The sequence below is a fragment of the Mycobacterium pinniadriaticum genome (assembly GCF_026242045.1).
Taxonomy (GTDB): domain Bacteria; phylum Actinomycetota; class Actinomycetes; order Mycobacteriales; family Mycobacteriaceae; genus Mycobacterium; species Mycobacterium pinniadriaticum.
Genome location: NZ_JAPJDO010000060.1, coordinates 1 through 21,780 on the forward strand (window position 1 = coordinate 1; position 21,780 = coordinate 21,780).

The 21,780-nt window shown below is 60.4% G+C and carries 12 protein-coding genes and 7 pseudogenes; 11 read left to right on the plus strand and 8 right to left on the minus strand.

Annotated elements, in window-relative coordinates:
- Positions 1-96: 96 nt before the first annotated feature.
- Positions 97-786: pseudogene (locus tag ORI27_RS31105) on the minus strand (DDE-type integrase/transposase/recombinase); the annotation flags it as partial.
- A gap of 182 nt (positions 787-968) precedes the next feature.
- Positions 969-2,124 (minus strand): annotated as a pseudogene (locus ORI27_RS31110) (IS3 family transposase).
- 725 nt (positions 2,125-2,849) lie between these two features.
- Between ORI27_RS31110 and ORI27_RS31115 the strand changes: the two are divergent.
- The 5 genes and pseudogenes from ORI27_RS31115 to ORI27_RS31135 form a co-directional block, all read left to right on the plus strand.
- On the plus strand, positions 2,850-3,851 hold the full coding sequence (locus tag ORI27_RS31115) for a glycosyltransferase family 4 protein (protein ID WP_266001038.1): 1,002 nt from the start codon (positions 2,850-2,852) through the stop codon (positions 3,849-3,851).
- 84 nt (positions 3,852-3,935) lie between these two features.
- Positions 3,936-5,118: pseudogene (locus ORI27_RS31120) on the plus strand (IS3 family transposase).
- 49 nt (positions 5,119-5,167) lie between these two features.
- A pseudogene (locus ORI27_RS33310) lies at positions 5,168-5,419 on the plus strand (IS1634 family transposase); the annotation flags it as partial.
- Positions 5,420-5,564: 145 nt separating this feature from the next.
- Positions 5,565-6,971, plus strand: a complete 1,407-nt coding sequence (locus ORI27_RS31130; RefSeq protein WP_266001041.1) for an IS1380 family transposase — start codon at positions 5,565-5,567, stop codon at positions 6,969-6,971.
- Positions 6,972-7,140: 169 nt separating this feature from the next.
- Positions 7,141-7,578: pseudogene (locus ORI27_RS31135) on the plus strand (IS3-like element ISMyma8 family transposase); the annotation flags it as partial.
- Positions 7,579-7,638: 60 nt separating this feature from the next.
- Here the strand turns inward: ORI27_RS31135 and ORI27_RS31140 are convergent.
- Positions 7,639-8,484, minus strand: coding sequence for a class I SAM-dependent methyltransferase (locus ORI27_RS31140; RefSeq protein WP_266001042.1), 846 nt, complete (start codon positions 8,482-8,484; stop codon positions 7,639-7,641).
- An 857-nt stretch (positions 8,485-9,341) separates the two neighbouring features.
- On the opposite strand from ORI27_RS31140, the gene ORI27_RS31145 reads away from it, so the two are divergent.
- Positions 9,342-10,832 (plus strand): sugar transferase, encoded by a 1,491-nt coding sequence (locus ORI27_RS31145; protein WP_266001043.1) that lies wholly within the window; start codon positions 9,342-9,344, stop codon positions 10,830-10,832.
- A 183-nt stretch (positions 10,833-11,015) separates the two neighbouring features.
- Positions 11,016-11,546: a hypothetical protein gene (locus tag ORI27_RS31150; RefSeq protein WP_266074048.1), complete on the plus strand. Its 531-nt coding sequence runs from the start codon at positions 11,016-11,018 to the stop codon at positions 11,544-11,546.
- Positions 11,547-11,939: 393 nt separating this feature from the next.
- On the opposite strand, the gene ORI27_RS31155 is transcribed toward ORI27_RS31150, so the two are convergent.
- The 4 genes from ORI27_RS31155 to ORI27_RS33255 form a co-directional block, all read right to left on the minus strand.
- Positions 11,940-12,914: an NAD-dependent epimerase/dehydratase family protein gene (locus ORI27_RS31155; protein ID WP_266001046.1), complete on the minus strand. Its 975-nt coding sequence runs from the start codon at positions 12,912-12,914 to the stop codon at positions 11,940-11,942.
- 122 nt (positions 12,915-13,036) lie between these two features.
- Positions 13,037-14,245, minus strand: coding sequence for a glycosyltransferase family 4 protein (locus ORI27_RS31160; protein ID WP_266001048.1), 1,209 nt, complete (start codon positions 14,243-14,245; stop codon positions 13,037-13,039).
- A 121-nt stretch (positions 14,246-14,366) separates the two neighbouring features.
- A complete protein-coding gene (locus ORI27_RS33250) occupies positions 14,367-15,371 on the minus strand; it encodes a glycosyltransferase (protein WP_407666503.1) in 1,005 nt (334 codons plus the stop codon).
- Positions 15,372-16,074: 703 nt separating this feature from the next.
- Positions 16,075-17,052 carry a class I SAM-dependent methyltransferase gene (locus ORI27_RS33255; protein ID WP_407666504.1) on the minus strand — a complete coding sequence of 326 codons (978 nt, stop codon included), beginning with the start codon at positions 17,050-17,052 and terminating at the stop codon, positions 16,075-16,077.
- Positions 17,053-17,777: 725 nt separating this feature from the next.
- Here ORI27_RS33255 and ORI27_RS31170 point away from each other — a divergent pair.
- From ORI27_RS31170 to ORI27_RS33260, 4 genes and pseudogenes are all read left to right on the plus strand, one after another.
- Positions 17,778-18,197, plus strand: a complete 420-nt coding sequence (locus tag ORI27_RS31170) for a hypothetical protein (protein ID WP_266001052.1) — start codon at positions 17,778-17,780, stop codon at positions 18,195-18,197.
- Positions 18,198-18,286: 89 nt separating this feature from the next.
- On the plus strand, positions 18,287-19,417 hold the full coding sequence (locus tag ORI27_RS31175) for a polysaccharide biosynthesis protein (protein WP_266001053.1): 1,131 nt from the start codon (positions 18,287-18,289) through the stop codon (positions 19,415-19,417).
- Between the two features lie 356 nt (positions 19,418-19,773).
- Positions 19,774-20,400 (plus strand): annotated as a pseudogene (locus ORI27_RS31180) (IS256 family transposase); the annotation flags it as partial.
- Between the two features lie 57 nt (positions 20,401-20,457).
- Positions 20,458-20,703: pseudogene (locus ORI27_RS33260) on the plus strand (IS21 family transposase); the annotation flags it as partial.
- A 16-nt stretch (positions 20,704-20,719) separates the two neighbouring features.
- Here ORI27_RS33260 and ORI27_RS31190 read toward each other — a convergent pair.
- On the minus strand, positions 20,720-21,780 hold a 1,061-nt coding region (locus tag ORI27_RS31190), incomplete at its 5' end, for an IS1634 family transposase (RefSeq protein ID WP_266001055.1).

Here is a 21,780-nt window from a genome sequence, read left to right on the forward strand (position 1 = left end):
TCCTTAACCATGAGATGTACATATCCCATCTCGCACTACCGCCGTCAAGGAACCGCAGGAAAACGGCGTGTCGAGGACAGACGGATCTTCCGATTAGCCGGTTAAGAGAGGGTCGCTGGCGTGACAGAAATCCGGGGCGAACCCGTAATGGGAAGCCAGGCGGACGTAGTCCGGGGTCGGGACGACAACGTTGGCGACCACGCCGCCTTTGAGGCAGGCCATCCGGTCGGCCAGCACCTTGGCGGGCACGCCACCGGCGGCGGCCAAGGTCTCAGCGATCAACGCCAGCGTGGTCGAGGCCCGCTCGTTTGTGGCGAAGCGCACGAAGCGCCACCGCGAGAACGCCAGCACCGCGCAGAACAGGAACAACCCCGGTGCGACCTGAGCCCAGTCGATCACCAGATACTCACCCGGAGCCCACACCGCTGGGCGTCGTCCGCGGTGATTAGTGCTGCGTCACAACGCTTTTGCATCGGCGACGAGACGACGGAAGTTGCGGTCGGAGCCGGTGTATCCGGCAGCCCGAGCGATCGGGAGCAGCCGCTTGGCCGAGATCCGACCGTGTGACTTCTCCACGCGTTCGGCTACCAGATCGGCCACCGCATCGTAGTTGTGTGCCCGTTCGGCCCGCGGCGGACGCGGTACTCCGGCCTGGTCAGCCTCGAACCTGTCCACGGTCTTCTTGACGGTCTTGTGGGTGGTGCCGCACTTATCGGCGGCGGCTCGGTAGGACCCGAGCTCGTAGTAGGCGGAAATGATGTCCATTCGGTCCTTCGCAGATTTCAATGGAACTCCCCGATGGTGATGGCGATTGGTTGGCGCCTTCACCATCACCATCGGGGCCCGCAGTTCCTGATCGACACGACGAACACGGGGTGGATACTTTTACCTGGCCAAAAACGGATACCTCGACTTGGCCACCAGTGGGTACTTTTTCATGGCCACGGACACTCGCGGGGGTGTGAATTTCAGGCCGCGGTTGCGACTGGTGTGTGGAGCAGTTCGAACTCTATCGGGGTGAGCCTGCCGAGGGCGCGTTGCCGGCGGCGGCGGTGGTAGGTCCGCTCGATCCAGGTCACGATTGCCAGGCGTAGTTCGGCCCGAGTGGACCACCGTCGCCGGTCGAGGACGTTGCGTTGCAAGAGGGCGAAGAATGATTCCACGGCGGCGTTGTCTCCGCATGCGCCGACGCGGCCTATTGATCCGTGTAAACCGTTGTGCGACAGTGCGTGGACGAACCTTCGTGATCGAAATTGACTGCCTCTGTCGGTATGAACGATCGTCGCGATGGGTGAGCGCAACGCGACGGCATTCTCCAGGGCAGTCACCGCCAGCGTGGACTTCATGCGCGAGTCGATCGAGTAACCCACGATCCGGTTGGAGTAGACGTCTTTGATGGCGCAGAGGTAGATCTTGACTTCGGCGGTACGGTGCTCGGTGATGTCGGCCAGCCTCACCTGGTTGGCGCTTGAGCACCGAACTGGCGCTGCACGAGGTCGTCATGCACCGGCGGCCCGGATCGACGGTTCAGTCCGCGTTTCTTGGCGAAGATCGACCAGATGCCCTCCTGGGAACACAACCGTGCGACCCGGTTCTCGCCAGCGGTGATCCCGCGCCCCGGCAACTCATCAGCGATGAATCGGTAGCCGAAGGCGGGGTCATCGGCATGGATGTCGCGGGCGGCGTTGATCAGGTGCGCATCATCCCAATCACGCTGCGATAAAGGAGAGTTCCGCCGTTTGTGAAACGCCTGGGTGGAGAATCCCAGGACCCGGCAGGTCACCGTGACGGGTATCCCGTCGGCGGCAAGGTCGAGGACCAGCGGGTACATCATTTTGGGTTGGCGTCCCGCGACAGGTAACCGACTGCGCGGCGCATCACCTCGGCTTCCTGTTCGAGGAGTTTGATCCGCTTGTGCGCCTCACGCAGCTGCGCGGCCATGTCATCGGCGGCCGGTGACACGGGCCGCCCGCGGCCATCCTCACGGTCAGCGATCTTGAGCCAGCGATGCAAGCAAGCCTCCGAGATGCCGAAGTCCTTCGCGATCTGACGCAACGGCGCCTCACCCTTGCGGGCCACGGCAACGACATCGGCTCGGAACTCGGCAGGAAACGGTGTCGGCACGAGATTGATCCTTCCAGCAAGGACGAATCCTCACAGGTCAGGAGTCAACCAAACCGGGGGCAGTCCCCCGCGTGACGGCGCAACCTAGCGTGGCGCCCGGCCGCGCTCGATTGCCTACGGCCCACACAAAGCCTTCCGATCACCACGGCCCAGTCGACCTTGAGGACGAGGTGGTCATCGCGTCGCATCCGGATGCTGAAACTCCGAGCGAACCACACTGTCCACCCAGGACCTTCACGCTAACCGCGAAAGCTAGCAGAGGATAGGGATGGACGCGCGTCCCGCGAAGATCGGTAGTCTGTAGTCTCTACGTGATGCCCCATGCGGCGCCACACGGCGAGCATAGCGCCAGTCCGAATGCTCGAAATACCATGGGTCAATGCGTCCTGCTGCTGGGGCCGGTTGTCGACGAGACGAGGGAATGAGGGATGCGAGCTCAGGCCTTTGGCGCCACCTCGCGATTTGAGGTGCCGTTCGTGCCGTGCCACGGCGGGATGCCGTCGTACCGCGAGCGCCGGGCTCGCGGCGAGGATGTCGGAACGGCACTTGTGTGGCCGGATCTTCTATTGGTCCGGCCGATCTCACCTTGGCGGGAGCAGGCGGACGCGGTCTTTACTGCGGTTCGGGCGATGGACTGACGAGGGGCCATGGACGGTACGGCCGGAAGCGATGTGAGGCTCTTACTTATTGGCCCGATGCCCCCGCCTGTACATGGTCAGTCTTTGGTGACGTACAACATGGCTTCAGAACTCGCACCGCACTTTCACGGGATGCGAATAGCGGATACGAGCGAGCGGGATGCCGTCGGGTGGATCCGTCCGTTCACCAAGCTTCGCCGCTCAGCTCGTGCGTGGTGGTGGATTCCGCGCATGGACGCTGTGTACATCTCAGTCAACACTGGACATGGGATGTGGTTGACGACGGTTGCGGCGGGCTTGGCACGACTTGCAGGAGTTCAAATATTCCTGCACCACCACTCGTACGCATACCTCCGAGAGCGCAAGATTCGGATGGTAGCGCTGACGCGCGCTGCAGGGCCGCAGGCGCACCATATCGTCTTGTCTCAGTCGATGGCGGGTGATCTGACTTCGGTGATGCCAGAGATCCGTCGCCCCCTTGTTATTGGCAACGCCGCATTCATTGACAGAGCGCTGCTGGACTTACCGCTGAAAGCCGACGGCGACGATCTGGTCTTTGGCCACTTGAGCAATCTCAGCCGGGACAAAGGCATAGCTGAGGTCGTCGACCTAGCGTTGGCGCTTAACCGATCGGGGACTCAGGCTCGCCTCCTTGTCGGAGGTCCTACTGTGGACGGCGCGTCACGCCTGCACCTCGATCGCGCTGCGCGGGAACTCGGTGGACTGTTCGAGTATCGAGGGCAGCTAACCGGCGAGTCGAAACATGCATTCTTCGAAGAGATCACACACTTCATGTTCCCATCGCGCTACCATCACGAAGCGGTTCCTTTGGTTCTCTACGAGGCGATGGCGGCTGGCGTTATCTGCGTGGCCACTGGGCAGGGGTCGATAGCGGAACAGTTGGACGGCAGTCCCAGTGTGCTTACAGCGAGCGCAGATTCGTTCGTAGAGGAAGCGCGGCGAGCGCTCATGGGCGCGTCGGTGTCGACAAGTTCCTCTCGGGAATCCAGGCAGGCGTATTTGCATGCACTCGCCGAGAGTGAAATGCAGCTAGCGGTCATGATCGCGCTTCTCGCGAAACAGCTATAAGGATTTGACCATCTGTCTCGCCCCGGTCTGCTGCACAGGTAGGTGACAGTTTTGACCTGCCCTACCGTTCGGGTTCCAGATTCGCTGACTAACGGACCGCCTGTACGAAAGGCTGACCGTCGGCCCCGTCTCTACCCAGCCGAATTCCGGGCCCGAGCGATCGCGCTCGTGCGCGCAGGCAAGCCACGGAAGCAGACCGCCGACGACCTCGGGATACATCCGGTCACGCTGTCGAAGTGGATCAAGCAGGACGACATCGACCGCGGCGTGCGCCCGGCGTCCCGACGAGCGAATCAACAGAGTTGCGAGCGGCACGGCGACGGATCCGCGAGTTGGAAACCGAGCTGGCCACCGTGCGCCAGGGCTGCCACGTTCCTCGGTGAGGACAAGCTCCGCCCAAAAGGGTTTACCCGGTGATCGACCAACTCGTCGACGCCGGGGCACCTGTGGATCGCTGCTGCACGATTTTAGGTGTGACGCGCCAGAACTACTACAAACACAAGCGAAAACCGACCACAGCCACCCAGCTGCGCCGCCAATGGCTGACCGGACTGATCCGCGAAATCCACGTCGCCTCCCGTGGCACCTACGGCTACCGCCGCATCCACGCCGAACTCACCCTCGGCATGGAATCACAGTCTGCCCACGAACCGTGTCGGTCCTGATGACGCTCGCTGGCATCTACGGATTGCCCGGGCCAGTACGGGTGAAACGGTTACGCGGGGTGGTCACCGCCGATGATCTGGTCAACCGCAAGTTCCACCGTTTGACACCAAACGAGTTGTGGGTCACCGACATTACCCAGCACAGGACCCGGGAAGGCTGGCTGTACTGCTGCGCTGTGCTCGACGCGTTCAGCCGCTGGTCGATTGACTCGAAGGCCGACTCCACGTTGGTGGTCAATGCGTTGGATATGGCCATCCGCAACCGGCGCCCAGCCGCTGGCGGTATCGTTCACGCAGATCATGGAACCCAGTTCACCTCTTGGGTTTTCGGCGAGAAGATCCGCTCAGCCGGCCTTGTTCCCTCCTTCGGCACGATCGGCGATGGACTGGACAACGCCATGATGGAAAGCTTTTGGTCCTCCATGCAGATCGAACTTCTCGACCGCCAGAAATGGAAGACCCGGATCGAGCTGGCCAACGCGATCTTCGACTACCTGGAGATCTTCCACAACCGTCAGCGCCGTCACTCCGCACTCGGATACCGCACCCCGGTCGAATACGAACTATCCTTCAACAACGACACCCTCACCGCCGTCAGTTAGCCACTACGACTGGAACCCAACAGGTGGGTCACGTCAAGATGTCACCTATCTGTGCAGCAGACCCCACCGCACCCGCGACGCCATCGAAACCCACCTGGCCATCGTCTTCACCGCCCTAGCCGTAGCCCACAACATTCAAGATCGCACAGGCCTCGCTATCGGCAACGTCATCAAGCAACTCCGACCACTGCGCTCAGCGACCATCGCCATCAACAGAACCACCGAGACCTTCCCGCCCGAGATTCCCGAAGGCCTACGACAAATTCTGACCAGCCTCAACATCCCCGAACCAGTGCACTAAGCAAAATGTCCTAACTCGGGTCTAGCCCGGATTTTTCGTGGGATGTCGCCTGTAGGGGTGTGTAGATAAGCGAAAGTGCCTGTCCTGCAAGAGATAATTGGACTTGCTTAGGGTTCAACCATCCTGACGGGAAGGCACTTCGCAGGTGAAGAATATCGCGGTCGCATCGCGGGTGAAAGTGTCGGCGGACGGTCATGGTGTGGTGTCGCACGCTGGGATGGGCATGTTGCGTGAACTCGCCGACCGGACCGGGTTATCGGCGCAGGTCACGAATGCTTTGGCGGATACCTATCGTGGGCCGTGGGTGTATGCACCTGGCGATGTGTTCGCCGATCTGGCCGCGGCGATCGCCGACGTCGCGGACTGTATCGATGGGATCGGCCAGCTGTGCGGTGATCGTGAGCACGTGTTCGGCGCGAAGGCTTCGACGACCACGATGTGGCGGTTGATCGACGAGCGCATCGATTCCGCCCACCTGCCCGCGGTGCGGGCCGCCCGGGCCGCTGCCCGAGCGGCCGCCTGGACGGCCGGGGCGGCCCCCGTACCGGGTGGCTGGCTGCATATCGACATCGATGCCACCCTGGTGATCGATCACTCCGACAACAAGGCCGGGGCGACGCCGACCTGGAAGAAGTCCTTCGGGCATCATCCGCTGCTGGCGTTTCTGGACCGCCCCGAGATCTCCGGCGGGGAAGCCCTGGCCGGGCTGCTGCGCACCGGCAACGCTGGCTCCAACACCGCCGGTGACCACGTCATCGTCTTGGCCCAGGCGCTCGCTGCGCTGCCCGTGGGGTGGCGACCCGACCCCGGTAGGGGCGATGATCTGGACCGGCCGCAGGTGTTGGTGCGCTGCGACACCGCCGGAGCCACCCACGACTTCGCCGACGCCTGCCGGGCCGCTGGGGTGGGGTTCTCCTTCGGCTATCCCGTCGACTGGCGGGTCCAGGACGCGGTGGACACCCTCAACCTCGCCGACGGTTGGTATCCGGCGATCGACACCGACGGCGGCATCCGCGATGGCGCCTGGGTCGCCGAGGCCACGACCCTGGTCAACCTGTCGTCGTGGCCGCCGGGCACACGGCTGATCCTGCGCAAAGAGCGCCCGCATCCCGGCGCACAGTTGCGGTTCACCGACACCGACGGCATGCGGGTCACCGCATTCATCACCGACACCCCAACCGGTGTGGTGGCCGGCCAGGTCGCCGGGCTGGAACTGCGCCACCGTCAGCACGCCCGCGTCGAAGACCGCATCCGCGAACTCAAAGCCACCGGACTGCGCAACCTGCCCTGCCACGGTTTCTGGGCCAACGCCGCCTGGCTGGAAATCGCGCTGGCCGCCGCCGACCTGGTCACCTGGTGCCGACTTATCGGATTCCGCACCCACCTGGGCCTGGCCCGCGCCGAGATCGCCACCTTCCGCTACCGAGTCCTACACGTGGCCGCCCGTATCACCCGCAGCGCCCGCCAACGACGACTACGCCTGGATGCCACCTGGCGCTGGGCCGCCACGATCGCGACCGCCTGGCACAGGATCCGCACCGCCTTCGGATGACCAGGCAGCTCCTCAGACCAACGGATCACGAAAGACTCACCGGCCCTGGGAAAGCCCGCCCGCCCGACGACACGGGACGGCTCAACCGCGTTGCCACATCAGAATCATCACCCGGCAACCCAACTCAGCATCAAAAACCACTCGCGCCACCTACCACGCAAAATCCGGGCTAGCCCCGAACCGCAAACGCCGCGCAGCCACGATGCTGCGCGAGCGGTTCGGGGTTTCTCAACGTCGGGCGTATGCCGTGGTCGGCATCCACCGCTCCACCATGCGCTTACACCCCACGCCGGCTACCGCTGAAGACGAGCAGCTCTGGCTACGCCGGTTTTCCACCCAGCGGCCGCGGTGGGGCTGGTGGCGAGCAGCGGTGAGGGCGCGTCGAGCCGACTGGACGGTCAACAACAAGCGCGTCCGCCGGCTGTGGCGCCAGGCGAGCCTGCTCGTCCCGCGCCGCTGCAGAAAGAAACGCATGACCGGCATCGGGGTCACCGTCAGCGCGATGTCGCCGATCCGACCCAACGCCATCTGGGCGATGGATTTCCAATTCGACACCACCGCCGATGGCCGAACGCTGAAGATGCTCAACGTCATCGACGAATTCACCCACCACACCAAGCCGCACAGCGACTGGACCACCAAACGGGACCCCTTCAGCTGATCCTGGTCAACCAACAGCGCGGGCATAAACGTTCAAGACGTTGCGCGGCAGAAAACCAGCCTTCGCGGAAACTTCAAGCGCCCTGCCGATTGGTTTAGACAGGAAGCGGGGGAACCCAATGCTGTCTAGGTAGGATTCCATACGGAGACCGTAACCAATCTCCGACTTGATTGCTATAGGCATGAATCGTTCGCGCAGCAGGAGGGCCTCTATCCCGCGACGTGAATACTGACGCCGATGCTTTTCGTTTATTCGTCGATCAAAAACACTGCGGTACCGATCGCGTGTCAAACGGCGGAGCATTAGCGCAACTCGATCGATGGTGCAGTATCGAGGCGTGGAAAGGAACAACACACCGCCGGGGCGGAGAAGCGCTCGCGCCCCTCGCAAGAATTCGTCAGGATCGTCAACGTGCGCAATTACGCACCACATAGTAACTGCGTCGTGCCCACCGAAGTTAGCGGCAATTGCTTGAAGGTTGTCTCCGAGTGCTAGCCTAATGTCGTGGCGCCTTCGGCACTGGTCGATCGCCGGCTGCGATACCTCGTTCCCGGCAATACGAAATCCGCGTTCCCGTGCTTTTGCCAAAAAATTCCCAACACCTGCTCCGACGTCGAAGAGAGTTGGATCTTCAACGTCGGTTAGCAACAATCTCAGCGTTTCAAGTGTTTCTTCGTGACGTTGGGCCATTGATGATTCGTTAGCGTGTTCAATGTATCGCTCGTAACGAGCTTCATCGCTGTACTGGTCGTTATGGCTGACTTTGTTCGAGGCGCCGAAATAGAAGAATGCAGAGCCACATGACAGACACTGCTCGACATATTCGGGACGCGGTTCACTAAGTAGCCGCATCCCGGCATTCCCGCACGCAGGGCAAGGCTCTGTTGTGGATCGCCTAGTAGGCATGGGCCGCGTTCCCCTCCGAACCATTGGACTCCTCGCTGGCCAACCTGCTTAGCGGCCGGCCGACCTCTGTGATCGGCGATTCGCCTAGGTTATCCTCGGTCGACCCTGAGATACGGTCAAGCCCTAGAAGGCTCGTCTTCCCGCTTGCGATTGTGTTGGGGCGACATGAGGATTCAGGAAGCTGCTCTGCCAGGGTGTTCTTGGACTCGTGACAGTCCAATCTGCGAGTGGAGACCGGTTGCGGTCTCGATCGGTGGACGACGAAGCTGGCCCGCAGAAGCATTGCGCCAGCGCGATGTGGATCATGGGATTCCTGTGGTCCCAAAGCAGCGCGTCCGGTGAGCGCAGTCTGGTATCCATGGCCGAGCACCCGTATAGGCAGTATCAAGGCCCCGCTCGGAGGCGGCTTGGCTACCGATGTTACATCCACATCAACCCGGCCTGAGTGTCCATGCTATCCGTGTTGGGTGCCCTCGCGATCTGCTCGTGCACCGATGATCGTCATGATTTCACCTGGATTCGTTGCGCCAAACCGGCGCTGCACCGCCGAGGAGACGAGCGTTACAGAAGGGAGCGTTCCAAGACGCGTACGCCCGTTCCAAGACGCATACGCCAAGGCCACTGGGGCCGAGGTCCGGGTGCGGCGCCGCGCCTCCGTCTCAAGGGTTGATTCTCGTCTTCTTCTCGTCGCCATCGCCCCGTCTCAGGTTTACTAGCGAAGACTCCAAGGCCATGAGAGGATCGTCACGAGTTGGTCCCGTCGTTACGGGAAGACGAATGCTCGGTTGGGGGAGCGGGGGGGTATGACTGCATTAAATGATCGGCTGGCAGCCCCAGCCAACATTGGCCAAATAGCGAACACGGCTCCGACATGGCAGCGGGGGTATGCACGTCGCCTGGTGATCATTGACATGATCGGCGTCGTCATGTCGGTTGGCCTTGCCCACTGGTTGCGGTTCGGCGGAGGGCCTTGGGCCGACCACTACCAGCAGTACACTAACTATGTCGTAGTTTCCATCGTGATCGCGCTCGCCTGGATGCTGGCGTTATCGATCAATCACTCCCGCTCACCGCGTCTCATCGGTTCCGGCGCAGAGGAGTATCGGCGAGTGTGGCTAGCGACACTCACGGTGTTTGGCAGTGTGGCGATCGTCTCGATGTTGTTCAAACTTGAGATTGCCCGCGGCTATCTAATGATCGCATTACCTGCGGGCGTCGTGTTTCTTCTTCTGCTTCGATGGATAGCGCGTCGGGTAGTTGTGAGGGCGCGTCAAAGGCATGGGCGCTGCATCACCCGAGTTCTGGTGGTCGGCAATGCCCCAGCGGTTTGTGACCTCACCAAATCGCTAGCACGCGAGCGCTGGTCGGAGTATCAGATCGTCGGCGCGTGCATTCCCGGACCGGTCACGCGGACGAAGATCGAGGTCCCGGGAGTAGGGTCGATTCCTACTTTCGGCGATGAGTCGAACGTAGTCGGTGCTGTCACTGCGACCAGCAGCCATGCCGTAGCTGTAACGGCCACCGAGAGGCTTGACGGGCGAGGATTCCGAGATCTGTCGTGGGAGCTGGAGAAACTCAACATCGATCTGCTTGTCGCTCCGGGGGTCATCGACGTTGCTGGACCCCGTTTGCGGATGCGCCCTGTTGCCGGCCTGCCGCTGATCCATGTGGAGAAACCGCAATACAACGGCGCCAAGCGATTTGAGAAGCGGTTGTTCGACGTCGTGTTCTCCGGCATTGTTCTGTTCTGCGGACTTCCCCTCCTGATCGCGATCGCGATCGCGATCAAACTCACCAGCAAAGGTCCGATTTTCTACCGTTCCGAACGCATTGGGTTGGATGGCCAGCCCTTCGAGATGATCAAGTTCCGCACGATGGTCGATGGCGCGGACTTGATGGTTGATCAACTCATCGCGTTGAACGAAAGCGACCGCGGCATGCTGTTCAAGATCCGGAACGACCCCAGAGTGACGCCAGTGGGTCGGTTCCTGCGCAAGTACAGCCTCGATGAGCTGCCTCAGTTCATCAATGTCCTAAAACACGACATGAGTGTCGTCGGGCCGCGTCCTCCGTTGGCGAAGGAGGTTACCTCGTATGACGACTATGCGAGGCGGCGGCTACTCGTGCGTCCCGGCATCACCGGTCTGTGGCAGGTCAGCGGGCGTTCGGACTTATCCTGGGAGGACTCAGTGCGTCTCGACCTCTTCTACGTCGAGAACTGGTCGATGATCGCGGACGTGCTGATCGCCACAAAAACGGTCAAGGCGGTGTTCGGCCACCATGGCGCATACTGAGCCAGCGGGGAGCGGGCACGGATATCGGCCTGGCGCCTGCTCTCGATACGCGGATTGCCTCGAGACTGTTAGACTCAGCGGGACACATCTTTTCGGGTACGGGTATGTAGCCGAAAGAGTAACGATTCGTTCTAGCCGGGTTGCGTGTTCGGTGTTTGCCTTTGGGGCATTCGTAATGGGGGCATGATGAGGAAATCTGTCGTCAAAGGTATGTGTCTCGTTGCGAGCGTAGTCTTCGCGGCGGGGATATTCGGTGTTGGCGTGGCCTCTGCAGGCACGCGCTTTGCGGGTCAGACCTACGCAAAAGCCGCGGCAAAGCTCCAAAGCGAGGGCCTCACGCCTGTGATCGCGACGGTCATCGGTGGTGGTCTAGCGATTGACGACTGCATCGTCGCGCACTCTTACAGGCCTATGACTGTCAATCAAAGAGGCCGAAGAGTGGGTAAGGGAACATTTCTGCTGGATCTGAATTGCAATCGCGCTGTCGCCGCGCCGGGTAAGCCAGGCAACTCAGTAATGTCACCTGAGGGCAAGAGGGCCAAGGCTTTGGAGACCAGGGCAGAAGGTATGTATAAGAACATCACGACCGCCTTGGCCAATGGCAAAGTGCCCGGTTGCGGCACGAGCGCAGCTAAGGCCACGGAGTGCAAGAGCTTTTGCGATCGATCGGGGCTGTGCCCCGACGAGGTTCTCAAGTACTTGGCCAGCCTGTAATTCGCTGAAGGTGCGAAGGCCCCGCGGAGCGGGTCGGTTCACTCAGATGCACCAATTGCTATGCAATTTCGAAGTGCCGAGAATGTGTGGGGGTGGCGTGGGTTTGCGCATATCTCGTGTTGGATCGATTGCTTAACGCCAGTCAAACGGCTGGACCGTTCCTCTGAGTCCGGAGATTCTCTGATTTGAGGGCTCAAAATTGCCGTAGAAGTTTAGCGGGGTCCTGACTCTGGGAAACAATGAGGACGCAGGTATGCCGGAATCGTCATCAGAGAGGAAGCCGATTTGACTCGGCACACCCTTGGGGGGGAAGCAGCGACGGTGCGGATGCCCAGCACGGTCTCGCGGGGTGTGCCGGTGCGCTCCTAGGGCGACTTTGGAGGTGGCGAGTTTCTATCGCCTGGAAAGTTCGTCGTAGATCCACTTATACGTGAGTTCAAGTCCGTCGGCGAGGCGAATTGAAGGCTCCCAACCGTAGATTGCCTTGATCATGGTGTTGTCGCTGTTTCGTCCGCGTACGCCCAGCGGTGCATCCAATTTGTAATTGCGACGGACACTAATGCCGGCGATCTGTTCGATGATGCCGACCATCTGGTTGATGCTAACCAATTCCGAACTTCCGACATTGACCGGCTCCGTGCTATCGCCCTCGGCCACGCGTCGAGTCCCCTCTACGCAGTCGTCTACATACATGAAGCTCCGGGTTTGTTCGCCATCACCCCATATTTCAATCTCATGATTACCTGATAGCACAGCCGTTGCGATCTTGCGGCAAAGGGCCGCGGGTGCCTTCTCCCGCCCTCCATCAAATGTTCCGTAGGTGCCGTAGACATTGTGATAGCGGGCAACTCGTGTTTGGACGCCAAAATCCTCGTAAAAATGGCGGCACATGCGTTCGCTGAATAACTTTTCCCAACCGTAACCATCCTCAGGCATGGCGGGATAAGCGTCAGACTCCGCCAATGCCGTAACGTCCGCATCTACCTGCTTTTCAGCGTTGTAGACGCAGGCCGAACTCGAGAAAAAGTACCGGCCGGAGCCTGCTTTTTGTGCGGCCATAAGGAGATGGGTATTTATCAGGACCGAAAGCATGCATTCGGCTTTGTGTGTCTCGATGAACCCCATTCCACCCATGTCGGCAGCAAGGTTGTAGACCGTGTCGACGTCGCGAACCGCAATCTCACAGTCGGGGAGACGCGAGAGATCGAGTTGAAGCGCCTCGACTTTTGTCGGTAACTGACACCAGTCGTCCAGGGGTTTAATATCCACTGCGCGTACTTGGAGGCCTCTATCTACCAAGTCGGCGACGAGATGGCCACCAATGAAACCGCCTCCACCCGCAACGAGAACATGTCCATCGTTACTCATTCCGTACCCCTATGAAACGCATACGCTGGCACAATCACGGTATTCCCCCTCAATGTCAAATGTGCGGCTATAAGAGCATCAGCAAAGTCTAACCCAGCGGGTATGGCCCGATGCGGTGTGAATCAACATGAGTGTACCCCGCTTCGCGACCCGACGACCTGTGCGAATACGGCTTCGAAGTGATCGCCGACGGCATGTACGTCGAACGTCTTTTCGGCATAGTCACGCGCCGCATCTCCCAACTCCGAACACTTTGACGAATCTGACAAGAGTCGATTGACTTCTCGGGAGGCGATGGTGTGGTCCCCCGGTGGTACAACCACACCGGCTGCAGCTGATTCGATCATTAAAGCCACAGCGTTGTCAGCTGACAGCGAGGCAAGAATGGGGCGGCCCGCGCATAGGTAATTCAAAACTTTCGACGGCACCGAGTATCGGCTCGCATCTCGCTCTAATAGCGCAATCAGGACATCGGCACTGGCCAGCATATCTGGAAGTTGTTCATAGGGCTGGTAATCGAGTAGAAGCAGGCTGGGCACATCTTGAGCCCGACTCTCCAACCACTCTCGGCCTAAGCCCTGAGATACAACAACAACCCGTGCGCCCGCAGGCGCATCTTCGGCGAGCCGAAGCAGGGTCGACGGATCATGTTTCAGCCCTAGCGTTCCCGCATACATCGCCACTGGCACGCCGACCAAATTGTGGGCCTGTGCCCAAGCGTTGTCACGCGGGCGCAGGGGCATTTCGTCAATAGCGGCCCAGTTAGGAATCACATGAATGCGGCCTTTGTCTACTCGCCATGTCGCAAGCTGGGATGTGAATGCATCACTGATGGCGACAACAGCGCCCGAACGACGTGCAACGCGCCTCTCTGCTCGACTCGCTACCCACCCCACTATCGGGCCGGCGAGCCTAAGCCGCTTCCGGGCTACCACCCTGATGGCCTCGCTGTAGACATCCTGCTGCCAGAACACGTATGGCAGGCGGCGGATGTTGAGTGCAAGGGTGAGCAGGAAGAGTGCAAGTAGTGGCACGTTTGACAGAACTACCAAGTCGGGCTTGGCCGCCGATATCACGCGGTACGCGGCTCTCGAATACTGCAACTCCTGCTGAACCCTTAGCAACGGTGAGTAGCGTGCGAACTTCTTTCCGAGGGCAATGGGCCGAACCACAAGAGTGTCCGGGTCGTCAACACGCTTATCGGTCGCGCCACGCCCCGTGACGTACGACGCGCAGTATTGATGTTCAACATCGTGACCTCGCCGGGCCAACTCACGACTCAGGTGGACTTGCCCGGGATGGCCCGAATAGTCATGCACTACCAATCTCATTAAAGAGTAGTCTAACCGTTTCTTCGCATTTGTGCCGTGCGATGCGTGCAGGGGTCAGGTGGCGTACGCCCCCGACCGCCGCTCCGGCTAATGAGGCTCAATAGAATGGCGTTATGTGCTGTCAAAGCGAAGGCCCGCCCGTGAAGTCCCCCCGATAGCCTTTCCACATAGCTTTGGTTAGGACCCGTAATTCGCGGGGTCTTCGCGCAACAAGTGCCGCAACAAGAGTATACATCAGAAAAATGACTGAATTCGTATGATATAAGAGTTTCTCCCAGCGGGTAGTAGTCATTCTGCGTTCACGCCACGTTCGGTTGCGCACGTAATAGTAGTTACGAACTTCGTTCCAAGCGGTGAATAGTAGGGCTGGACCGCGCCCTGTTCCATTCGACGTCCATTTTGCATCTGCGTCCTCGATCAGCGACTCCCTGACAAGATACAGTCGTCCGCCAGCAGGCGCAATGCGACTAGTATATTCGGTGTCGTCATTGTAGAGGACGAGAAATTCGCTTGGCAGACCAATTGCCTCAATTGTCATTCTGTGTAATAATAAGCCACCATATGGCGCGAATGGAAGTTCTGTAAGTGCAGCACACGATCCATTTTCGCCACGTTTGTGCCATACCCACAGTCGGAAGAACCTGCGAAGGTCAAAATTCATTGACGAGCCTGGGGCCGGAAAGACGAGATGCGGGGGCATGCCACTCAATAGCAGGCTATGTGCGAGACAAGACTTACGTAGCGAACAAAGAGTCGGGGGAAGGTGGGCGAACTCGGTACCGAGGAGGCTCTCAAAATGTGTGATGAGTGTTGCCAAAGCATCGGGCTGCACCAGATTGTCGTCGTCTAGCAGCCAAAAGAGGTCTGCCTCTAACTCGAGCACCTTTGATATCCCCTTGGCAAAGCCACCTGCTGACCCCGAATTTACGTCGCACCGCGCGAGTAGCGCCTTGGGTTGGCCCTCGGCGTAGCTTCTTAGAATTTCTTCTGAGCGAGGAGTAACGCCATTCATTACTATTGCAATGCGGTCGATACCTGCACGGAGGGCGGAGTTGCACGTCTCAATGCATAATTCTGCCCGGTCCGCATACGTAACAGTTAGTCCGACAATCGTGTGCGAATTCATACTACTTCGACGCCCTTGTGATTAGCTCGATTTGGTTCTCTCCGAGCTATGGCAAACTCTGCGGACCCGCGCGCCTCCACTTGGGTCAATTCGTTTGGCTGGGCGGATGCAGCGTTGACAGGCATTTGGCGAATTCGCCATTGCACACGGTAGCGCCAGTGGAGGCTACACAACATGGTGAATCGGTGGCGCAGCATCAATCCAGAGGGCGCTGACGGGCATTTGACCGGCCTAACCAAATTTGACTCACCTGCCTCACAGTCAACCGCTGCACCGAGCCTACCGTTGCTCAACGAACTCTCGGTGACGAGTTGTGAGACAGTCGATAGCTGTGACTGGCTTGGGCCCGAATATCTTGAGGTAGCCGCCCTTCGTAAACGGCCTTTGGGCCGAGGATCCGCGGTTGGACGATGGTATTTGCAGCTGTCCTCCCGCGGCGTCAGTTTCTAGGTTTAACATCGAGGCAGTGTTCGACGAGAATTTCGAACTGCGGCAAGAATTATCAGGATCGGTGCGGCGCATGCGCTTTATTTGTCCGCTAAGCCTGGAGGCAAGCGGCTGGACGTCGTCGTGACAGATCACCGGTCAACCGTGTAACACTGGAACGTGGATTGAATTCCAGACTTTGCCCGCTTGGACCCTCCCGGCCCGTAAAGAAGACGGGATAGCGCGCAGTCCTGATAAACGTAGTAAAAAGGCCAGTTCAGCGCCTTTGTAGCGATACCCATATGCTTCCCCCGTAGGGCACTGATGACGCCAAATACGATGTTGGGAGCTTTGTTGCGGCTACCGCGCCCATCAGCATGTACCTAGCGCGAGGCGAGGGTGACCAGCGTTCCGCAAGGGAAGGCAATGACGTTTTCCGCATTCTCGCCCGAAAAGTCCGTGACGTGGCAAGGTTCTTTGCCGCGCTGAGCCGCGAGATTGGCTCTTCCTGGTAGTCAGTGACTCTCCACCCGTGACGGTGCGCCACCGCGCTAAATGAGGTGAAACACCATGTCGAGACATGATTTGGCGGCATATCCATCTGGCCGCCAGCTGCTTCGGTCCGTACTATGTGTGCGCCGTTTGGAACTGAAACGGCGACGAAACCATCTGGCGCGGTGAGGCGATCGAACGCATCAAACGCCGCATGTAGGTCAGCAAGATGCTCGAAGACCTGGTGGCCGCATACGACGGCATGGTTTTCCGCGGGAACTTCTCGAAAGTCGGCGGCGGTAACTCTCACACCGAGTTCCCGAAGTGCTTGACGTGCTTGGTCGTCGAACTCAGTCACGTGAAGTCGTGAGGGTGCAACCCCAGCTGCGATGACACTGCGTTGAAAGGCGCCATCACCCGCGCCGATCTCGAAGACCGTACCTGTAGTAGAGGCGACGAGCGCTTGCGTAAGTTTGTACTCCCAACGCGATGCTGGGTATCGATGAAATGATTGTCGGCCGTAAGCCAGGGAGTAAAATGTTTCATCGCCGGCTACAAAGGGGTCGGCACTCCGTAGACCACATCTGTCACACCGCACGAGGCGCGCTTCGGTAGTACCCCACAACGCGCTGATGCACTGCACGAGTTGATTATGCCTGGGCTCGTCTACCCAAGGTCGAACAAAATTCGAGGCCGCGTCCGACACGCTTATGAGATGTGTTTGGCGAGCGTCGCTCCCTCCACACGCCGGGCACCTCCACATAGACCAATCCTTCCCCCAAGTCCATGCTACAAAGTCTTTCACCCGCAACTGTTGTACGCGCGCCGCAGGAAAGTTCGGTGTGGGGCTCCACCGGCCAGCTAGTCGGATCCCCTCGCTGCGCAGCCTACATGAGCGAAAGGCGTGGGCCCCGACTTGTTGCGTCTATGCAGTCAAACGCGGGGACCGCAGCGTATTCGGTTGTCTTCACAACCTCTGGATAATCCCGCACGTCGTCCGTTCCGGTCCCCTCCGGTTTCGCAGCTTCTGTCCCCGCGGGAGTGACGTCTTCCTGTGCGCTGCGGCCGAGCATGCGCCATCCGGCGGCCGGCCAGGATCTTACCCACCTTCTTGACGATGACACGCGGTCACCGCGGACGCTCGTCGAACCCTGTCAGCATCGATCTACAGCTGCAGCAGTGTCGGGTCCACCCGCAAACGTAAAGTCCTCGGCCGATGATATGCCGGACCCCAGCAACGAATACGCTGTCGCGAGCCGCCTAAGCACGAATCCCGTGTCGACTGTATGAAGGCAACGCCCGCGGCCAAATTCAGCGGGGAGAATCTTGAGGTGCCGTAGGCCGAAACGCTACCGCTCGTGAATGATCACGATTGGAAGTAGCCTTTGTTGCGTTGGAACTCCGGTCACCACCACGCGTTTGCTGGGTAAATCGAAGCTAGGATCGTTCTACGATGCGAGCCGCACCTGATAATTGGGAGCCACGCCGATGGTCTTTGAATCCGTCGTCAACTGCCACCAGGCACTGGCACGGTCGCCAGTCTGTGATGGGTGCTTCCCGAAGCGAGGGCTTCCCAGCCTCGTCTGGATTCTGTGCAAGCAACAGCGTTCTGGTGAGCTCTGCCACTTCCTGGAATCTGTTGTCCCCTACGGCAGGAATGTGGTGGTTCCTGGCTGGCAAGTGGAATTCGGCGATGAAACCATCGTCTGGGATGTTGTCGGGGCCGACGTCGTGAGTACCCACGTGAGTTGGCGCTCCCATATCGATCTGAGCGCAAATGCCTTCAAGGCAAATGTGATTCAGCATCCGGTGCGATCTTCGGCGCATCATCGGGAGTGGGGGGTTCCATCCGCGCCGCCAACGGCGCCACATGGACGCGCGAAGCCGTACCTCGGCCAACTGCCGTGACCTCACGGTCCCTTATCGTTCGGCGGCTCGGGGCGTTCGGAGCGCTTCGGTCGCTTTCGCTGGTCAGTCCATTGATCGCGTTGCCAATCTTGGCCCGTGCTGCCACGGTCGATGAATGGGCTGCAATTGCAATCGGGCAGAGCGTGGGAGCCCTCGGAGCGATCGTGATCGGCGCGGGCTGGAGCATCACTGGACCTGCCGAGGCCGCTCGGTCATCTGTTGATGATCGCCCTCGGGTGCTTGTTGAAAGTATCAAAGCACGTCTCGTCGTGGCAGTGGTTGCTGCCGCGCCGCTGGCTGCTGTAGCTTTCGTGATCCCGGCGACAAGCAGCCATGTGCTTGCTGCGGCGGTCGCATTGGTGACTGCCCTTAACGGGCTCACCATCGGTTGGTACGCGGTGGGAACTGGCGATGTGAAGTTGCTGGCGATCTGGGAAGCAGTGCCACGCGTAGCGGCAAACCTGGGAGGGGCTGCGCTCGCATCGCTGTCCGGCTGGATCTACTTTTTTCCTCTGGTCTCTGGGTTATCGATCGTCATCCCAGTGACCCTTATCGCCTCCATCACCTCAAGGTCACTCCGCACCGCGGTTTCGTTCTCGGGCGCTGCGGCGCGCTTGCGTGAACAAGGTGCGGCGCTTGTGACTGATTTGGTCGCCGGCGCCTACACATTGGGCGCTAGCGCAATCGTCGGCGTCTTCGGCACAACGGTGGCGGTCGCGATCTTCAATTCGGGGTATCGGCTGGTGGCCTTTGGTGCCGCCGCCTTCGGGGCGTTGTCAAACGCGCTCCAAGGCTGGATCGCAGAGTCAGAAGGCCCCTCGTTTGCGCGGCGTGTCAAGACCTCGGTTCTCCTCCACACGATGGTTGGTCTTGCGGGCTTTGTGGCGTTTTCTTTTCTGGGCCCATCTATTTCTGGCACATTGTTCGGCCCAGCCCTTGCCGTTCCACAAGCAGCATGCATCCCGTTAGGAATGTTTTACGCGCTCTGGTCCATCGAGACAGTCACCGGCCGCCACGTTTTGGCGACGCGGGGAGAGACTCGAGCTCTGCTCGTAACGACGGCTCTTGGAAGCGCGATTGGCGTACCAGCGATCGCTGTCGGAGCTCGATTCGCGGGTGCCACTGGTGCCAGCTGGGGGCTCGCGGGGGCATTGGCGTTGATTGTGTTGCTCCAGAGCGTTGCTGCATTTCGAATTGTTCACGTGAACGCGAAGACCTAACCGGCAATGCCCATCGCCGCACAGATTGAAGCTGTGACGTATTCGGACCCTAGAGCCGTGGGATCGGTCACCACCAGCAGTGGAGGTGACGATCGGTTGCCTGCTGGCGTTTCGGGCTTGGAAAGTTGACTCTGGCAATCCCCGCAGCCCTTCTTTTCTCCAATGCAGCGTCGGCCGACCAAGCGTTTGATGGGTCGCTCGAGGTTCCTTGAGGCGCGTGGGTTGCGTCCAGCAGAGTGGTGTACGAGTCGGGCCTGATCAGGATGTCCGGCGTGTGTTGTAACCGAATGATTGAAGGTCATCGCGTGATTCTTCGAGAGACCGACCAAAGTCACTCGAGCAAAGGAATCGACGCGATGACCACCGCCCACAATATCGACCTGCCTACCGTGCTGGCCGAACGACTCACCACCTGCCACCCCGACGTGCTGCGCGAGCTGCTCGCCACCTTCATCCACACCCTGATGGGCGCTGAGGCCGACGCCCTATGCGGCGCCGGATACGGCGAGCGCAACACCGAGCGCGCCAACTCCCGCAACGGCTACCGACACCGCCAATTCGACACCCGCGCAGGGTCGTTGGATCTCGCGATCCCGAAGCTGCGGCACGGCTCCTACTTCCCAGACTGGCTGCTGGAACGACGCAAACGCGCCGAGCGGGCACTGACCACGGTGGTCGCGACGTGCTACCTGCTCGGTGTCTCGACGAGGCGGATGGACAAGCTGGTGGAGACCCTGGGGATCACGTCGCTGTCTAAGTCGCAGGTGTCGGTGATGGCCAAGGAACTCGATGCCGCCGTTGAGGCGTTCCGCACCCGCCCGCTGGATGCCGGGCCGTACACGTTCGTCGCCGCCGACGCGCTGGTCCTCAAGGTCCGCGAAGGTGGTCGGGTGGTCAACGTGCACGCCCTGATCGCGGTCGGGGTCAACAAGGAGGGCCACCGCGAAATCCTGGGCATCGACGTCACCACTGTTGACGACGGTTGAGAACCCGGCCAGTCGCGACGGTTGAAAAGTAGGCCACCCGATCAGATTGGATGGGTGATCTCCTTGGAAGACTGGGCGTTGATCCGGCATCTTCATCGCAGCGAGGGTTTATCGCAGCGGGCCATTGCACGGCAACTGAGCATCGCGCGAGACACGGTGGCCAGTGCGCTGGCGGGCGATGGGCCGCCGAAGTACCAGCGGGCCTCTTCGCCATCGGCGATCAAGGAGGTGGAGCCGCGGATGCGGGCGCTGTTGTCGGCCTATCCGCAGATGCCGGCGACGGTGATCGCCGAGCGGGTCCCTGACTTTTATCAAACTAGTGCGCACGTAGGTCGTGGATCTTGGCGAGGATTTCGGCGAGTTCGGGTGGTGGGGGTTCGGCGGCGGTGAGGGTCTGGTTGCCGGCCTGGATGGTGACGGTGCGGTAGCGACGTGCAGACCTGACGAATTTCTTGATGCTCCAGCCGGTTTGGGTTTCGATCCAGTGGCTTACGGCCATGGCGGCGAACACGACGCTGAGGTGGGCTTCGATGGAGTCGCGGGTGCGGTGATAAATCGGTCGTGCTTGCAGGTCGTGCTTGGACATCCGAAAGGCCTTCTCGATGCGCCACAGCTGGTGGTAGGCATCGATGACGAAGGTGGCGGGCTGGCCGACGAGGTTGGTGGTGTAGCTCTTCCAGCCGGCCAGAGCGCGGGTCTTGGCCTCCAACTCGCGGTTGACGCTCTTGGTCGCTCCGGTGAGCTTGATGAACCGGTTGCGTTTGACCGCGGCGTGTCCGTCGACGGCACGCTGAGCCTTGGCGACCTGCTCATCGATGCCGCGCAAGGTGCGTCGTGCCCGGTCGTGGCGGTACTGGTAGTGGATCACCCGATCCGGGATCCCGCGGGCCTTCTCACTGCTCGTTGACGGCCAGGGCTGGGTCAGCACCAGCCCGTCCGGTATCGCCTCCTCGGGGTGCTTGTCACGCCATTCATCGACCACACCGGGCAGGAACGGGATCCTCGCGCCGAGAATGTAGGTCAGCCCGGCGGCCTGCAACGCGACCTGGTTGGCTTCGGAGACCATCCCGGCGTCGGCGACCACGGTGACATCGGACAGTTGGTGGGCTGCTTTGAATGCGTTGATCACCGGCAGCATCGTGGCGGTCTCGGCCCGGTTGCCCTCGAACGCCGCCACCGACAGGGGCAGGCCGGCCGCGTCGGTGAGCAATCCGAGGGTGATTTGTGGGTCCAGCCGTCGTTCCTTGCTGAACCCCGGTTCGCGGAAGGGCCTTGCCCCGGTGTAGTGGACACGGGATTTGTGGTTACGCCGCTTGTGGCAGCGTAGCGAATGTGTGGTTGTTTTCGTAGGTGGCGGGGCTGGAATAGGCGCAGCGG

What these genes read in the sequence shown, in the direction of transcription:
- ORI27_RS31170 (WP_266001052.1), top strand. Translation starts at nt 17,778, where the DNA reads ATGGTCTTTGAATCCGTCGTCAACTGCCACCAGGCACTGGCACGGTCG.
- ORI27_RS31140 (WP_266001042.1), bottom strand. Translation starts at nt 8,484, where the DNA reads ATGCGGCTACTTAGTGAACCGCGTCCCGAATATGTCGAGCAGTGTCTG.
- ORI27_RS31160 (WP_266001048.1), bottom strand. Translation starts at nt 14,245, where the DNA reads ATGAGATTGGTAGTGCATGACTATTCGGGCCATCCCGGGCAAGTCCAC.
- ORI27_RS33250 (WP_407666503.1), bottom strand. Translation starts at nt 15,371, where the DNA reads ATGAATTCGCACACGATTGTCGGACTAACTGTTACGTATGCGGACCGG.
- ORI27_RS31150 (WP_266074048.1), top strand. Translation starts at nt 11,016, where the DNA reads ATGATGAGGAAATCTGTCGTCAAAGGTATGTGTCTCGTTGCGAGCGTA.
- ORI27_RS33255 (WP_407666504.1), bottom strand. Translation starts at nt 17,052, where the DNA reads ATGTGGAGGTGCCCGGCGTGTGGAGGGAGCGACGCTCGCCAAACACAT.
- ORI27_RS31145 (WP_266001043.1), top strand. Translation starts at nt 9,342, where the DNA reads ATGACTGCATTAAATGATCGGCTGGCAGCCCCAGCCAACATTGGCCAA.
- ORI27_RS31155 (WP_266001046.1), bottom strand. Translation starts at nt 12,914, where the DNA reads ATGAGTAACGATGGACATGTTCTCGTTGCGGGTGGAGGCGGTTTCATT.